This is a genomic window from Deinococcus sp. JMULE3 (genome assembly GCF_013337115.1).
In the GTDB taxonomy this organism is placed as follows: Bacteria; Deinococcota; Deinococci; order Deinococcales; family Deinococcaceae; genus Deinococcus.
On the sequence record NZ_SGWE01000004.1, the window covers coordinates 280,817 to 295,621 of the forward strand.

General features: G+C 69.6%; 14 protein-coding genes. 8 read left to right on the forward strand and 6 right to left on the reverse strand.

The genetic code is table 11. The annotated features are described in order from the left end of the window. Positions 1-76 precede the first annotated feature (76 nt). The 3 genes from nrdF to EXW95_RS04200 all read left to right on the forward strand — a co-directional run bounded on the left by nrdF (position 77) and on the right by EXW95_RS04200 (position 1,567). Positions 77-1,072 carry a class 1b ribonucleoside-diphosphate reductase subunit beta gene (gene nrdF / locus EXW95_RS04190; protein ID WP_174366397.1) on the forward strand — a complete coding sequence of 332 codons (996 nt, stop codon included), beginning with the start codon at positions 77-79 and terminating at the stop codon, positions 1,070-1,072. After that, entirely contained in the window at positions 1,065-1,334 is a 270-nt protein-coding gene (locus EXW95_RS04195; protein ID WP_174366398.1) for a thioredoxin, read from the forward strand. Before nrdF ends, EXW95_RS04195 begins: the two co-directional genes overlap by 8 nt. A gap of 86 nt (positions 1,335-1,420) precedes the next feature. After that, positions 1,421-1,567 carry a hypothetical protein gene (locus tag EXW95_RS04200; RefSeq protein ID WP_174366399.1) on the forward strand — a complete coding sequence of 49 codons (147 nt, stop codon included), beginning with the start codon at positions 1,421-1,423 and terminating at the stop codon, positions 1,565-1,567. 26 nt (positions 1,568-1,593) lie between these two features. Here EXW95_RS04200 and EXW95_RS04205 read toward each other — a convergent pair whose 3' ends face one another. From EXW95_RS04205 to EXW95_RS04220, 4 genes are all read right to left on the reverse strand, one after another. Beyond that, positions 1,594-2,193, reverse strand: coding sequence for an HAD family phosphatase (locus EXW95_RS04205; protein WP_174366400.1), 600 nt, complete (start codon positions 2,191-2,193; stop codon positions 1,594-1,596). A gap of 207 nt (positions 2,194-2,400) precedes the next feature. Continuing rightward, the gene (gene polA / locus EXW95_RS04210; RefSeq protein ID WP_174366401.1) at positions 2,401-5,181 is read right to left on the reverse strand and encodes a DNA polymerase I; all 2,781 of its coding nucleotides are present in this window, start codon (positions 5,179-5,181) and stop codon (positions 2,401-2,403) included. A 124-nt stretch (positions 5,182-5,305) separates the two neighbouring features. Then, positions 5,306-5,443: a hypothetical protein gene (locus EXW95_RS04215; RefSeq protein WP_174366402.1), complete on the reverse strand. Its 138-nt coding sequence runs from the start codon at positions 5,441-5,443 to the stop codon at positions 5,306-5,308. 293 nt (positions 5,444-5,736) lie between these two features. Further along, positions 5,737-6,252, reverse strand: a complete 516-nt coding sequence (locus EXW95_RS04220) for a metal-binding protein (protein WP_174366403.1) — start codon at positions 6,250-6,252, stop codon at positions 5,737-5,739. Between the two features lie 137 nt (positions 6,253-6,389). Here EXW95_RS04220 and EXW95_RS04225 point away from each other — a divergent pair, with 137 nt between their 5' ends. Next, a complete protein-coding gene (locus tag EXW95_RS04225; protein WP_174366404.1) occupies positions 6,390-8,465 on the forward strand; it encodes a S8 family serine peptidase in 2,076 nt (691 codons plus the stop codon). 59 nt (positions 8,466-8,524) lie between these two features. Here the strand turns inward: EXW95_RS04225 and EXW95_RS04230 are convergent, their stop codons facing one another. Next, positions 8,525-9,589, reverse strand: a complete 1,065-nt coding sequence (locus tag EXW95_RS04230; protein ID WP_174366405.1) for a peptidoglycan bridge formation glycyltransferase FemA/FemB family protein — start codon at positions 9,587-9,589, stop codon at positions 8,525-8,527. A 76-nt stretch (positions 9,590-9,665) separates the two neighbouring features. On the opposite strand from EXW95_RS04230, the gene EXW95_RS04235 reads away from it, so the two are divergent. Continuing rightward, positions 9,666-10,673 (forward strand): peptidylprolyl isomerase, encoded by a 1,008-nt coding sequence (locus tag EXW95_RS04235; protein WP_174366406.1) that lies wholly within the window; start codon positions 9,666-9,668, stop codon positions 10,671-10,673. A gap of 83 nt (positions 10,674-10,756) precedes the next feature. On the opposite strand, the gene EXW95_RS04240 is transcribed toward EXW95_RS04235, so the two are convergent. Continuing rightward, positions 10,757-11,710 (reverse strand): hypothetical protein, encoded by a 954-nt coding sequence (locus EXW95_RS04240; RefSeq protein WP_217449166.1) that lies wholly within the window; start codon positions 11,708-11,710, stop codon positions 10,757-10,759. A gap of 131 nt (positions 11,711-11,841) precedes the next feature. Between EXW95_RS04240 and EXW95_RS04245 the strand changes: the two genes are divergently transcribed. The 3 genes from EXW95_RS04245 (at position 11,842) to EXW95_RS04255 (ending at position 14,793) form a co-directional block, all read left to right on the forward strand. Then, positions 11,842-13,488 (forward strand): methylmalonyl-CoA mutase family protein, encoded by a 1,647-nt coding sequence (locus tag EXW95_RS04245; RefSeq protein ID WP_174366407.1) that lies wholly within the window; start codon positions 11,842-11,844, stop codon positions 13,486-13,488. Positions 13,489-13,600: 112 nt separating this feature from the next. Then, positions 13,601-13,789: a hypothetical protein gene (locus EXW95_RS04250; RefSeq protein WP_174366408.1), complete on the forward strand. Its 189-nt coding sequence runs from the start codon at positions 13,601-13,603 to the stop codon at positions 13,787-13,789. Positions 13,790-13,860: 71 nt separating this feature from the next. After that, positions 13,861-14,793 carry a diacylglycerol kinase family protein gene (locus EXW95_RS04255; protein WP_371809903.1) on the forward strand — a complete coding sequence of 311 codons (933 nt, stop codon included), beginning with the start codon at positions 13,861-13,863 and terminating at the stop codon, positions 14,791-14,793. Positions 14,794-14,805 lie beyond the last annotated feature (12 nt).

Genomic DNA, 14,805 nt, shown 5'->3' on the forward strand with positions numbered 1-14,805 from the left:
TGCCGTCCTCCCGTCCGTGGAACGGAATGCCGCGCCCACACGAACACCAACTATCCCAATCCCTGTGAGACCTGATATGACCCGAGCCCCCTTTACTGCCACGAACTGGAGCGACCCCGAGGACAGCTTCTCGGTCACGTTCTACGAGAAGTACACGTCCCAGCTGTGGTTCCCGGACGAGATTCCGCTGACGAACGACGCGATCCACTGGAAGAGCCTGACCGAGCAGGAACGCTGGACGTACATGCACGCCTCGGCGGGCCTGAACGCGCTGGACACGCTGCAGGGCGAGGTGGGCATGCCCGCCCTGCGCGGCCTCGTGGACGGGCACATCCGCAAGGCGACCCTGCAGTTCCAGGGGATGATGGAGGACATTCACGCGCGCAGCTACAGCCTGATGAACAAGACGTTCCTGACGACCACCGAGGAACGCGCCGTGTTCGCGTGGGTGGAGGCGCAGCCGCAGCTGCAGTTCAAGATTCAGTTCATCGAGGACGTGTTCCGCGACCCGGACATCAGCGACTTCGGCCTGTGGCGGAAGATGGTCGTGTCGTGCATGCTGGAAACGGCGCTGTTCTACAGCGGCTTCTACTACCCGCTGCTGCTGGCCGGGCAGGGCCGCATGGTGTCCGCCGGGGAGATCTTCAACCTGATCATTCTCGACGAGGCCGTGCACGGCGTGTACGTGGCGCTGCTGGCGCAGGAGAAGTTCGCCGCGCTGACCGAAGAGGAACAGGCGCAGGCCTTCGCGTGGTACGAGGCGAGCCTCGACACGCTGTACCGCAACGAACTGGCGTACACCGAGGTGCTGTACGGCAGCGTGAACCTCGTGGAGGACGTCGCCACGTTCATCCGCTTCAACTTCAACGTGCTGGCCGACAACCTGGGCCTGGAACGCCGCTTCCCGGACGAGGACGTGAATCCCGTCGTGCTGAACGGTATCCGCTCACGCGGCACCACCCACGACTTCTTCAGCGCCAAGGGCAGCAGCTACGCCAAACTCCGCGTCGAAGCACTGACGGATGACGATTTCAGCGAACTCTGGCCCGCTCAGGAGGTCGCCCATGACTGACCCGAAACCCTTCGTGCTGTTCACGCAGGACCAGTGTCCGCAGTGCGAGACCCTCAAGCGCATGCTGACCCTGCCCCTGCGCGGCGCGTTCGACGACCAGATCGAAGTGCTGCACCGCCAGCAGCACCCCGACGCCTTCACCGCACTGGCCGACGCGCACGGCCTAGCCCGCACCCCCGCCCTGCTGCACCGCCCCAGCGGGAAACTGCTGCTCGACACCGGCAGCCTCGGCGCGGTCAAGGCGTTCCTCACTCATAGCTGAGAGCCACGCCCCCTTCACTCTGCGGCGCGACGAAGTCGTTCTACCCGTTGCACGGCCCGGTTAAGAGTGACAAGCGACTCTTCCGCGTGTGGATCGAGGATTCCACCTGCCGCATCTGGAATCACGATGCCCAGATTCCAGAGCAGCTGCCCGAATCGCAGATCAGGATCCTTTTCTATCTGCTCAAGCAGGAGTTCAACGAGGGCAAGATTCGCGTCCTGGCGAGGGTTTGACATCCATCTGAAGCTTACACGCCTGCTTACTTCACGCCCAGCGCCGCCAGTTCCTCCCGGAGCTGCGCGGCGTTCTCGTAGCGGACAGCGTGCATACCGACCCGGCGGGCGGCTTCGGTGTTCTGGGCGCGGTCGTCGATCATGACGGCCTCGTGCGGGGCGACGGCGGCCAGGGTCAGGGCGGCGCGGTAGATGGCGGGGTTGGGTTTCATGAGTTCCAGCGTGGAGGACGTGAAGAACGCCAGCAGGAAGTCGCTGAGGCCGTAGGTGCGGATGCGGTGGTCGTTCAGGTCGCGGCCCTCGTTGTTCAGGGCGTACAGGCGGTGGCGCGTTGCGAGGTCGCGGGCGAGGGCCAGGGCGCCTTCGTGCGGGGTGCTCTGCGCTTCCATCGCCGCGCGGAACTCCTCCTGCGTGAAGGTCTGCGGGTGGCAGAACACGGTCTGCTCGAGGTACTCGTCCAGGGTCATGCGGCCCAGTTCCAGCTCGGGCACGGCCAGCTTGTGCCGCTCGTTGAAGTCCGTGGCGTCCAGCCCGAACTGCGCGGCGACGACGGCACGCTGCTCGCGGTCCCAGCCGTTGCTGAGCAGCACGCCGCCGATGTCGAAGAAGAGGGCGCGGATGGTCATGCCCGCAGGGTACGCCCGCACCCGACTGGGGCGACCTCAACGCCAAGAAAGAGTGAGGGGGGTAGGCCGTTCCCACTGCCCACCCCCCACAGAGCGGATTCATCCGATTCCCGGCTTCCCGGAACGTCACCGGGAAGCCGTCCATCTCCTGAACCCGCCTTGATTGCTCCTCCCTCCGGTCGGGTTCGTCTGCGACTCACCGCAATTTTATTTCGTGTCGTACCAGTTCGGTCCGACGCCGACCTCGACGGCGAGGGGCACGGTGAGGCTGGCGGCGCCTTCCATGATGCGTCGTACGGTGTCGCTGATCTCCTCGGCTTTGTCTTCGGGGGCTTCGAGGAGCAGTTCGTCGTGGACCTGTAGCAGGAGGCGGGCGCCGGTGCCCTGGAGTTCGCGTTCCAGGGTGATCATGGCGAGTTTGATGATGTCGGCGGCGGTGCCCTGGATGGGCATGTTGTACGCGAGGCGTTCCCCGGCTTCGCGCAGGGTGCGGTTGGTGGCGACGAGTTCCGGGACGTAGCGGCGGCGGCCGTAGAGGGTTTCGACGTAGCCGTGCTGGCGGCCGAATTCGAGGGTGCGGTCGATGTACGCGCGGATGCCGGGGTACGTGGCGAAGTACGTTTCGATGAATCCGGCGGCGTCCGCGTAGGGAATGCCGAGGTCGCCCGAGAGGCGGTGGGCGCTCATGCCGTACAGCACGCCGAAGTTGACGGTCTTGGCGGCGCGGCGCTGATCGGGCGTGATGGTGCCCTCGTTCAGGCCGAGGACCTGCGCGGCGGTGCGGCGGTGGATGTCCGCGCCGTCCTGGAAGGCCTGCTGCATGAGGGGGTCGTCGGCGATGTGCGCCAGGAGGCGCAGTTCGATCTGGGAGTAGTCGGCGCTGATCAGGCAGTGGCCGGGGTCGGCGATGAAGCCCTTGCGGATCTCGCGGCCGGTCTCGCTGCGGATGGGGATGTTCTGCAGGTTGGGGTTGAGGCTGCTGAGGCGTCCGGTGGCGACGGCGGCCTGCGCGAAGGTGGTGTGCAGGCGGCCGGTGCGGGGATTGACGAGGTTCGGGAGGGGGTCGAGGTACGTGCCGCGCAGTTTTTCCAGTTCGCGGTATTCGAGCAGGGCGGGGATGATGGGGTGCTCGTCCCGGAGGGGTTCGAGGGCGGCGACGGCGGTGCTGCGTTTGCCGGTGAGTTTGGTCTTCTTGCCGCTGGCGAGGCCGAGTTCGTCGTACAGGACGGCTTCGAGCTGGTCGCGGCTGCGGATCTGGAATTCGCGTCCGGCCAGCGAGTGGATCTGGGTTTCCAGGGTGCTCAGGCGCGCGCCCGTGGCGGCGGACAGGCCGCGCAGGTACTCGCTGTCCAGGCGCACGCCGCGCACTTCCATGCGGGCGAGGACGGCGGACAGGGGTTTTTCCATGTCGTCGTACAGCTTGCGGCGGGTGTCGTCCAGCAGGGGCGGCAGCAGGTCGAGGAGCTGCCCGGTGATCGCGGCGCGTCCGGCGGCGTCATCGGGCCAGGGAACGTTCAGATACCGCTGACTAACGGCGCTCATGGTGGTGTTGGCGGGGTCGAGCAGGTACGCCATCAGCAGGGGGTCGTCGCCGGGTTCCACGCTGGTGCCGCGCACGCTGAGGTGCGTGGCGAGGGCCTTGGCGGCGGCGGCGGTGACGGTGCGCTGCGCCACGAACTGCGCGTCGTCCACCGTGGCGGGGAACTGCTCGCGGAGTTTCGCGGCCGCTTTCTCCTGCTCCTTGCGGGCCTTCTCGGCGGCTTTCTGCTGGGTTTTGGTGAGGGGCGCGGCGGGTTCGTCCGGGCTGTCGAACAGGCCGCCGGGCTGGGCGTACACCTCGGCTTTGCGCCACTCGGTGGGTTCGGTGGTGGGCGCGGTGCGGACGGTGCCGGTCGTGCCGTCGAGTTCGAGGGTGGCGGCGTCCACGAGGGCGGCGGTCAGGTCGTCCTCGCGGGATAGGCGGTACCCCCAGATGACACCCTGCGCGGGGGTGCGCCACTCGGCGGTCTGGATGGTCAGGGCCGGAACGGCGGGCACGGCAGCAGCGTCTGGGGCGTCGTGCGGCGCGTCGCGGTGGGTGGTGTCATGCACCGCGTCGGGGACGCTCAGGACACTCTCGATGCCGTCCAGGGCCGCCACGTCCCGCTTGATGGAGTGCAGGTCCAGCTCGGTCAGCAGTTCGTGCAACCTCTCCGGGTTGCCCGGCAGGCGGCCCGCGCCGAGCTGCACGTCCAGCGGGAGGTCCGTGACCATGCACGACAGCCGGTGGCTGAACTCCACGGCTTCCTCGGAATCGAGGAGTTTCTGGCGGGTCCCGTCCGGTTTCAGCGTGCCGGCCTTCGCGGCGGCGTAGATGCCCTCCAGCGTGCCGTACTCCTGCAGGAGTTTCGCGGCGGTTTTCGGGCCGATGCCCTTCGCACCGGGGATGTTGTCGCTGGCGTCGCCGGTCAGCGCGCGGTAGTCCACCCACTGCCCCACGGTCACGCCGTACTTTTCCAGCACCTCGGCGGGGCCGATCAGGCGGAAGTCGTTCGTGATGACGCGCACGTGGTCGTCGAGCAGCTGGTACGCGTCGCGGTCGCTCGTGACGATCCGGACCTGCATGCCGGTGCCCTCGGCCTTGCGGGTCAGGCTGGCGATCACGTCGTCGGCTTCATAGCCGGGTTCTTCGAGGCGGGGGAAGCCGATGGCGTCCACGATCTCGCGGATGCGGTTGATCTGCCCTGGCAGGTCGGCGGGCGTCTCGGCGCGGCCGGACTTGTACCCGTCGAACTGCTCGTGCCGGAAGGTCTTCACGGGCGGGTCGAACACCACGATGACCTGATTGCTGCGCTGCCGCGCGAGGCGCAGCGTGAGGCGCAGAAAGCCCAGGATGGCGTTGGTGGTCTCGCCCTGCCGGTTCGTGAGGGGCGGCAGGGCGAAGTACGAGCGGAACGCCAGGGCGTGGCCGTCGATCAGCACCAGGGTGTCGGGGGCGGCGGAGGTCATACCCGCCATTCTACTGGGGACGTAATGAATTCCGGCGCGGGCAGCAGAACGCCGCTGCGGGCGTGAGGGCACAGGCAGCGGCTCGTGGATGGACTGGATTGTGAGTCGGGGTGGCGAGTTGGTGTCAGTCCCCGGCCTGGAGGTTGCGTAGGGGCAGGTCCTCCATCTCGCGGAGGATCGCGCGGTCCTCATGCGTCATGACCACGAAGGACACGAGCATGACCAGGAGGGTCAGGGCGGCCATGATCAGCAGGAGGCTCATGGGTCCAGTGTGCGCCGCGCGCCCCGGCTGTCCATGACACGCGCCTCAAGGGGGCTGAAGCTGCCCTTGAGGGGAACTCTATGTATGAACGGGGCGTTCATCTGTGGCCGGACCGCATGACCCTGAGCCTGACTGGGCGCATGAAAAAGCCCCGCGTCTGGCGGGGCGTCCCGTCCCGACTTCACCCGGCCGGGAGATGAATTGTGGGTATCCGGAGGGTATCCAGCCTACGTGAGTCCGTCATGCGCCGCGCGTGGGGACGCGTTGATCTGTGAACGTTCGGTGGGGGGCAGTTATCGGCGCCGGACCTTGCGGTAGCCCTTGCGCAGGCCGTGGTCGGGCCGGACGCCATCGGCGATCAGGTGTAGCCACTGACTGAGGTAGTACCCGATCAGGAAGGGCAGTACGACCTTCCACGCGATGGGCTGCGGGATGGTCGGCATCTGCAGGTCCGGCGCGACGAACCGCACGAGCCCCACGATGAGCGCCGTGATCAGCGCGACGTACAGCAGGCGGGTCAGTGGGCCGATCAGCCAGCTGTGCGACCAGCCGCGGTGGCTGAACATCATCCCGTACGGCACCCACAGCACGCCCAGCACGCCCCAGTGGCGTTTGCTGTCCACCTTCCCCTCGGCGAGGTCGAGGTCCGGGGAGAGCAGGAACGTCCCGGCGGCGTACGCCAGCGTGAAGTTCAGCGCCTGGGCGGGCGTGACCACCAGCAGGTCCTGCCGGGTGGCGTACAGGGCGCCGGCGGCCAGGACGCTGTACGCGGCGATGTTGATCAGGTTGTGCACTCGTCCGCTGGGCATGCGCGGCCCATTGTGCCACTCCGCGCGCCGGGATTCACGGAGGCGGCGCCGTCACCTCCGGACCATCACCTCTGGGCCGTCACCTCCGGGCGGGACTTCATGCGCCGTCAGGTTTCTTGCGGCATGCTGTGGCGTACATGACTCATCACTTCGGGAAGGCGGGACTGCTCGTGGCGGCGCTGGCCCTGACGGCCTGCGATCAGTTGAACCTGAGCGGTCTGGGCGTTCAGGACCGCACGGTGGCGCTGGGGCTGCGCGCGCAGCAGGACGTGACGGTGCCGTTCACGGGCAGCTGGCGGATCACGGAGTACCCGACGTGGGTGCGGGTGTCGCGCTCGGCGGGCACCGGGGCGATCGCGCTGTCGGTCGCGGCAGTCCGGCAGGACGCGACGCCGGTGACGGCAGATCAGGCGCAGCTGAGCGGCGTGATCAAGGTCGCGTGGACGACCGGGAACGGCGCGACCGCGAAGAACGGCGCGGCGACGTGGGTGGTGACGGCGCAGCAGTACGAACTGACCGGGCGCGTGACCCAGCCGGTCGCCGTGACCGGAACGGACGTCGTCACGAGCGTGCCTGGCCCGGCGGCGGTCACGCCGGAAGCGCGGGGCGTGATCGTGAAGTACCGCGCGGGCCTGAGTGCCCAGAGGCTCGGGGCGTCCGGCGCACTGGGGCCCGAGGCCCGGAGCATCGAGCGGCTGCGCGCGGCGGGCCTGAGCGTGCGGCGGCACGCGCCGCTGGGCGAGAGGAGTGCCACGCTGGACGTCGCGGACGTGCCGGGCGCACTGGCAGCGCTGCGGGCCGACCCGGACGTGGAGTACGCCGTGCCGAACGCTGTGCTGCGCACCCAGGCAATGAACACACAGGCGCTCGCGCAGCCGGTCACGCCGACCGATCAGTTCGCGCCGCTGCAGTGGGCGTACCCGCTGCTGGGGTACGGCGCGGTGTGGCGCGACATGGAGACCGGCGCGTACAGCCGCGCGGTGACGGTCGCGGTGATCGATACCGGCGTGCGCTTCGATCACCCGGATCTCGCGGGGGCGCTGTGGGGGCCGGGCGAGGGCGCCATGGACGTCATCACGGACACGACCAACGGCGACGGGGACGGCGCGGACACCGATCCGACCGATCCGTCCGTGCCGGGGCGCACGACCGGCAGTCACGGCACGCACGTCACCGGGATCGTCGCGGCCCGCTGGGGCGAGAACAGCGGCGTGTGCGCCGGGTGCAGTCCCAGCGGCGTGGTGGGCGCCGCCTACAAGGCGAACGTGAAGGTGCTGCCAGTCCGGGTGATCGACGCGACCGGGAACGCGACCGAAGCGGACGTCTCGCGGGGCATCCGCTACGCGGCGGGGCTGCCGGTCACGATCGACGGCGTGACGTACCGCACGCCGCACGCCGCGCAGGTGATCAACCTGAGTCTGGGCGGCGCGATCAGCGCGGCGGACGCGCAACCCATGTGCGAGGCGATCGCGGAGGCCCGCGCGGCGGGGTCGCTGGTGATCGCGGCGGCCGGGAACGGGTACGGCACGGCGCCGTACTACCCGGCGGCGTGTGACGGGGCGGTGGCGGTGGGCAGCGTGACCCTGTCGGGCGCGAGCGCGCCGATGCACTCGGCGTTCAGCAACGCGTACCCGCAGGTGCAGCTGGCCGCGCCCGGCGGGGCGGACCCTGGCAGCGGCGCGACCTTCAACGGTGGGACGTTCAACGGGGCGGCGTTCCCGGACATGATCCTGTCCACCAGCTGGAATTACAGCAAGAACGTCCCCATCTACGAGGCGGAGGTCGGGACGAGTCAGGCGAGTCCGCAGGTGGCGGCGCTGGCGGCGCTGCTGCTCAGCAAGGGCGTCACGAGCGGGCCGGACGATACACTGGCGCGCCTGCGCGGCACCGCGACGGACCTGGGCGCGGCGGGCCGTGACGACCGCTTCGGCTTCGGGATGATCAATGCGGCGGCGGCGCTGAACGCCCCGCAGGTGAGCAGCGGCCTGGGCGTGCGCGTGCAGAGCAGCCGCGGCCTGAGCTTCCAGCCGGCACTGGACAGCACCGGGGCGTTCCGGGCGTTCCTGGGCGAGGGCACGTACCGGGTCGTGGCGGGGTCGGACGTGAACGGCAACGGCGTGTTCGGCGAGAGTGGCGAGACGAGCGACGAGCGCAGCGCGACCCTCTCGGAGGCGGCGCCGCGCGTGGCGCTGGGCGACCTCAGCCCCCGCTGATCCCATTAGGAGGAGGCCCCCACACCGTTTGCCGGGTGGGGGCCTCCTCTCTGTGGCGTTTACAGCACGTCGTCGGCGCTGCCGCGCTTGCGGAGGTTGTTCTGCGTCTTGCGCCAGCGCAGCGCCTTCACGATGGCGGGCGCGGCGGGGTTCAGGTTCAGGTCGTACGCGGGGTACCAGACGCGCTGCTCGCTGAACTTCAGTTTCATCTTGAACACCCCGTACGAGTGTTTGCTCTCGTCCAGGACGCGTGGGATGCCCCAGAAGTCGAACAGTTCGTAGCCGCGCTGTTTCGCGTCCAGCATGGCGTTCCAGTAGAAGGCGTCGGGGGCCTTGGCGTCTTTCAGGGGGCTGCCGTCCTCGTTCACGCGGTCGTCGCGGACGCTGCCGCCGAACAGGTAGTACGTGCCCTTGCCCATCGCCAGGAAGAAACCTCCGGCCAGCGCGCGGCCCTGGTAGCGGGACAGGACGATGTACGCCTCGCCGCCGTGGGCGTTCCCCTCGCGCAGCATGGTCTCGTAGTACTCGCGGGGGAAGGCCCCCAGCTGGGCGCGTTCGTTGGTGGCAGTGAAGATCTCCCAGAACGCGTCGAAGTCGTCGTCCCGTCCGGCGACCACGCCGAGTTTCTGCGCGGTGCGGACGTTCCGGCGGGCCATGGAGTGCAGGCCCGCGAAGAGTTCGTCCTCGCTGCGGGTCAGGTCCGCGACGATGGTGTGTTCCGGCTGCTCGGTGTCCGCGCGGCGGAACGGGCCGTACGCCTCGGGCAGGGCGACGCCCTCGGCGGCCAGGAACGGCACGGGCGGTTCGATCTTCAGCAGGGCGTCGGTGGGGCGTGCCACGCGCCGGACGGCGTCGGCCACGCCCGGCAGCAGGTCCAGGCTCTCCAGGGCGGGGCCGCGCGGGGCGTACAGGGTGCTGAAGCCCGGCACGAGCCGTTTGCGGATCAGTTGCAGCGCGCCGACGGTGCGGCCCTCCTGCTGGATCAGGTAGCGGGCCGGCGTCTGACCCAGCTGCCGCCTGGCCTCGCCGTAGCCCCAGCCCTGCAGGGCGCTGGTGATGGGCAGGTTCCGCACGGCGTCGTCGTAGACGCGCGGATCGGTGGTTTCGACGAGGTTCAGGCGCACGCGGGGGATTGTAGCAGTCTGCCCTGACCGCCGCGTGTGTCACGGTCTGGCCGCGCGGGGACGCTAGAGTGGCGGGGTGAAACAACTCCTGTTGACTGCCCTGCTGCTGTCCGGGGCTGCCCTGGCCCAGACCGACACGACCGCGCCCGCGAGCCCGGTCACCTCGCCCGCCCCGGTCACGGCGCCCGCGAGCAATGAGATGACGGCCGCGGTGATCGTGGCGCGCGTCGGGACGGTCAGTTACACGCTGGCGGACTACAACCGCGCGTTCCGGCTGGCGGTCGCGCAGGTCCTGAACGGGCAGGGGCTACCGTTCGAGGAGTCGTACCTCGCGCAGTTCGCGGATGCCCGCGCGGACTTCCTGAAGCAGTTCGCGCGGGACCGCGCCATCGAGCAGCTGGCGCGGTCGTCCGGCGAGGTGGACGCCGCCCAGATCGACGCGCAGGTGCAGGAAGCCCGAGCGGACTTCGAGTCCGACGCGGAATTCCAGGAGGCGCTGACCGCCACCGGGTACGCCAGCCCGGACGACCTGCGCGCCGAACTGGAACGCCGCGCGGTCGTGAACGCGTACCTGCAGGCGGTGCAGGACCGCTTCACGTTCGGGGACGCCACCGTGGCGGCCATGTACACCCTGTACCGCGACGAGTTCCAGCGTGACCCGGAAGCGTGCGTGAAGCACATCCTGGTGCCCACCCAGGCCGAGGCGCAGGCCATTGCCAGGGACCTGGCGGGCGGCGCGGATTTCGCGACCGTCGCCAAGGCGAAGAGTCAGGACCCCGGCAGCGGTCCGCAGGGCGGCGACCTGGGCTGCTTCGGTCCCGGCGAGATGGTCGAGTCCTTCGATGCGGCCAGCTTCAGAGGACCGCTGAATCAGGTGCAGACCGTGCAGTCGCAGTTCGGCTGGCACCTCGTGCTCGTCACGAAGCGCACCGAGGGGGGGGTCATGCCGCTCGACGAGGCCGCGCCGCTGATCCGCGAGAAGCTGGCCGGTGACGCCGCGCAGAAGTACCTGGACGCCCAGTTCGTCCGCCTCGGCAGTGAGACCTACCCGGCCACGGTGACGGTCCAGCCCGCCGACAAGTAAACCCGACAAGTCCACGGAGTGCAGGAGGAGGCCCCACCAGCTGAACCGGTGGGGCCTCCTCCTGCACTGGTCAGGGGGGCGGTTCAGGGCAGCGGTGCCCACCACCAGCCGCCCACGTCGTGCCGTCCGGCGCGCGTGGCGGCGTGCAGCGAGCCCCGGTTGCGGCCGTGGATGGTGCCGCTGAGGACCTGCCCAACTTCGGGGAGGTGCCGGGCGAGCAGGGTGCTCAGCGCCGCGCCCAGGCCGTGACCGCGTGCGTGTGGGGCGAGCAGGAGTTCCTGCACGACCTGCGCGTCCAGGCCCAGCTGCGGGTGCGCGAGGGTCCCGGCGTATCCGGCCCACTCGCCGCGCCAGTGGACGTCGAACATGGTTCCGGCGTCGATGCACTCCCGCAGGTCCTCGGCGGACAGGAGGCGGGCCTCGTGCGGGTGGTGGGGGTGGGCGGCGTCCACGGCGTCGTACGCGGCCTGCGCGTCGGCGTAGCGTTCGGTGGTCGTGGTGGGGACCAGGGTCAGGTCGTCCGGGACGGGGTGCCCGCGCAGGTTTCCCACGGGCGCGGCCAGCACGCGCCGGTCCGGGTCGAGGTCCGCCCAGTCGGTCATGGGGGCGGCGCTCCAGAAGCGCAGGCGCGGTGGGTGGAACGCGGCGTACGCGCGGGCGGCTTCCGCCAGCGCCGGGAGGTCGGCGTGCGTGACCGGGCGGTTGGTGACACTGACGTCCACGAAGGGTTTCGTGACGTCCAGGCCCTCGAAGCGGATGCTGAGCATGGCGTGCAGGTCGGGGCGGACGGGCGTCCAGACGTTCAGGTAGGCGGGCGCGGCGGGTCCGGCATTCAGGAATTCGGCGCGCTGAGCGGCGAGGTCGAGGTCGGTGGCGAGTTGCACGTCGAACTCGTGTTCCTCGGTCAGGTTCCCGAGGCGGGCGGCGGGGTCCATCCACCCGTGCGTGGCGGGGTGCTGCGTTTCTAGGGTGAAGGCGGCCAGTTCGGCGGCCGTGGGCAGGTCGGTGGTGCCCGGCAGTTGGTCGGTGGTCGTCACTGCCGGACACGCTAGCGCCGCCCGGGCGGGCACGCTGCCGCACCTGGGGTCCGGGGGTCGGGCGCCCTGCTATCCTGGCAGGAACCTAACGAGCGTTTGTTCCAGCCTCTCCCCCGCCCCGGAGGTCCCCGATGAAAAGCAAGAACGAGTGGATGCAGAGCGTCTACAGCCCCGCCGCGCAGAAGTTCCCCGAGCGCAAGTACAACTTCAAGAACCTCTCCGACATGGAGCCCGAACCCATCTACACCGCAGACGACCTGAAGGACTGGGACGCCGAGCGGGACCTGGGCTACCCCGGCGAGTTCCCGTACACGCGCGGCGTGCAGCCCAGCGTGTACCGCGGGAAACTGTGGACCATGCGGATGTTCGCGGGCTTCGGCAGCGCCGAGCAGACCAACGAACGCTTCCACGCGCTGCTGAAGGCCGGGCAGACGGGCCTCTCGACCGCCTTCGACCTGCCCACCCTGATGGGCTACGACAGCGACCACCCCTTCAGCAAGGGCGAGGTCGGCAAGTGCGGCGTAGCCGTCAGCAGCCTCGCGGACATGGAAATCCTGTTCCGGGGCATCGACCCCACGCAGGTCACGACGTCCATGACCATCAACAGCCCCGCGAACGCCATCTGGGCCATGTACATCGCCAATGCGCAGAAGCAGGGCAAGGACCTGGGGCAGGTGGGCGGCACCATCCAGAACGACATCCTGAAGGAATTCATCGCGCAGAAGGAATTCATCTACCCCCCCGCCCCCAGCGTGAAACTGGTCATCGACACCTTCGAGTGGGGCCCGAAAGTCCTGCCCAAGTGGAACTTCATCAGCGTGTCCGGCTACCACATCCGCGAAGCCGGGGCGACCGGCGTGCAGGAACTCGCGTTCACCCTCGCGGACGGCTTCCACTACGTGGAGAAGGCGCTCGAGCGGGGTTTGAACATCGACGAGTTCGCGCCGCGCATCAGCTTCTTCTGGGACATCCACAACGACTTCTTCGAGGAGATCGCCAAGCTCCGCGCCGCGCGGCGCATCTGGGCGCGGCAGATGCGCGACCGCTACGGCGCGAAGAACCCCCGCTCCTGGATGCTGCGCACGCACTCGCAGACCGCCGGAGTGTCCCTGCCCGCGCAGCAGCCGCTGAACAACATCGCCCGCGTCGCCATCCAGGCGCTCGCGGCGGTGCTGGGCGGCACGCAGAGCCTCCACACCGACTCCTTCGACGAGGCGCTGGCGCTGCCCACCGAGGAAGCCGCGACCATCGCCCTGCGCACCCAGCAGATCATCGCCTACGAGACCGGCGTGGCGGGCGTCGTGGACCCCCTGGCGGGCAGCTACTACGTCGAGAAACTCACGGACGACATCGAAGCGGCCGCGATGGGCTACATCGAGCAGATCCGCATGATGGGCGGCGTGGAGGCAGGGATCGACAGCGGGTTCTTCCAGCTGGAGATGGCCGAGGCCGCCTACCGCTACCAGCGCGAGGTCGAGTCCAGGGACCGCATCGTGGTCGGCGTGAACGAGTTCGTGCAGGACGCCGTCGAGGTGCCCATCCAGCTGATCGACCCGCAGGTCGAGCGGGTGCAGGAGGCGCGGCTGGCGCAGGTGCGCCGCGAACGTGACCCGCAGCGCGTGCAGGCCGCGCTGGACGCCCTTCGCGACACCGCCGTGACCGGGGCGAACTCCATGCCCGCCTTCCTGGAGTGCGCGCACGCGTACTGCACGCTGGGCGAGCAGATGGACGTCCTGAAGACCGTGTACGGCGAGTACGTGGAGCCCGCCATCGTCTGAGTGGACGGCAGCGCTGGAGAGGGGGCCCGGTCGGTGCTTCCTCTTCTTTTTGGTGAAGGGACGCTGGTGGGCGAGTGAAGGCGCGCCGCGCGGGCGGGCGCTAGGGTGCGGCATGATCTCCGACACCGCGATCCGTGCCCGGCTGGGCGAGCAGGCCAGTTCCGACCGCGAGGTGGCCCTGATGCGCGACCTGCTCCAGGTCAGTGGCCGCACCCCGGACGACCTGAGTGACGACGAGTGGCTGCAACTGGTCGGGCAGATGGAGGCCCGGAAATTGCAGGACGACCCGAACATGAAGTGACCCGCCCCGGCGGCTGAACCGGGTCAAGGCGGGCCGGTGGCGCGGGGCGCAGGCCTTATCCTGCTGGGATCGTGAGTGACGTTTCTCTCCGCGCGGCGGACTTTCCGGAACTGGCTGTCGTCCTGAACCCCAACGCGGGGGGTGGGCTGGCGGCGCGGGAATGGCCGCGCCTGCGGGAGGAACTGGAGCGGCGTGGGCTGCGGCACACCCTGATTCAGGAGGAGAACGCCGCGCTGGCCCTGGCGCGCGTGCAGGAGCTCCCGGCAGACACGGCGCTGATGGCGGTCGGTGGGGACGGCACGGTGGGCGCGCTCCTCCCGGCCGTGGTGGGGACCGGGCGGCCCCTGGCGATCCTGCCGCTGGGCACCGGGAACGACTTCGCGGGCCTGCTGGGCCTGAAGCCCGGCGCGTTCGGCGAGGCGCTGGACCGGCTGGCGTTCACGCCGCGTGCCGTGGACGCCCTGTGGGTCCGGGCCCAACACGCGGACGGGACGGTGACCGAGCGGGCGCTGCTGAACGGGCTGGGCATGGGCTTCGACGCGGACGTCACCACGAACATGGACCGCGTTCCGGCGAGCGTGCAGGGCTTCGCGCGGTACGCGTGGTCCGCCGTGGCGACCCTGAAGGACCTGTCCCTGGCGGACGTGACGGTGGACGCGGACGGCGCAACGCTGTATGAGGGACCCAGCGCGATCGTGGCGGTCATGAACGGCACCCGCTACGGCGGCGGGTTCCTGATCAGCCCCGAGTCGGACGTGCGCGACGGCCTGCTGAACGTCGTCGTGGGCGGCCCGATGACGCGCCTGCAGTTGGCGGGTCTGCTGGCGCGGGTGCTGCGTGGCGCGCACCTGGGGCACCCGCTGGCGCACCACGCGGCGGCGCGGCAGGTCACGGTCCGCTGGAACCGGCCCATGCGGGTGCATCTGGACGGCGACCTGGGTGCGCCCGTCACGCGGCTGGACGTGGAGGTCCGGCCCGGCGCGGTGCGCCTCCTGAACGCCTGAACCCCGAGGGGC

Excerpts from the sequence above, each read along its gene's own strand:
- EXW95_RS04250 (WP_174366408.1), top strand. The coding sequence starts at position 13,601 with ATGATCTCCGACACCGCGATCCGTGCCCGGCTGGGCGAGCAGGCCAGT.
- EXW95_RS04220 (WP_174366403.1), bottom strand. The coding sequence starts at position 6,252 with ATGCCCAGCGGACGAGTGCACAACCTGATCAACATCGCCGCGTACAGC.
- nrdF (WP_174366397.1), top strand. The coding sequence starts at position 77 with ATGACCCGAGCCCCCTTTACTGCCACGAACTGGAGCGACCCCGAGGAC.
- EXW95_RS04225 (WP_174366404.1), top strand. The coding sequence starts at position 6,390 with ATGACTCATCACTTCGGGAAGGCGGGACTGCTCGTGGCGGCGCTGGCC.
- EXW95_RS04215 (WP_174366402.1), bottom strand. The coding sequence starts at position 5,443 with ATGAGCCTCCTGCTGATCATGGCCGCCCTGACCCTCCTGGTCATGCTC.
- polA (WP_174366401.1), bottom strand. The coding sequence starts at position 5,181 with ATGACCTCCGCCGCCCCCGACACCCTGGTGCTGATCGACGGCCACGCC.
- EXW95_RS04245 (WP_174366407.1), top strand. The coding sequence starts at position 11,842 with ATGAAAAGCAAGAACGAGTGGATGCAGAGCGTCTACAGCCCCGCCGCG.
- EXW95_RS04195 (WP_174366398.1), top strand. The coding sequence starts at position 1,065 with ATGACTGACCCGAAACCCTTCGTGCTGTTCACGCAGGACCAGTGTCCG.
- EXW95_RS04205 (WP_174366400.1), bottom strand. The coding sequence starts at position 2,193 with ATGACCATCCGCGCCCTCTTCTTCGACATCGGCGGCGTGCTGCTCAGC.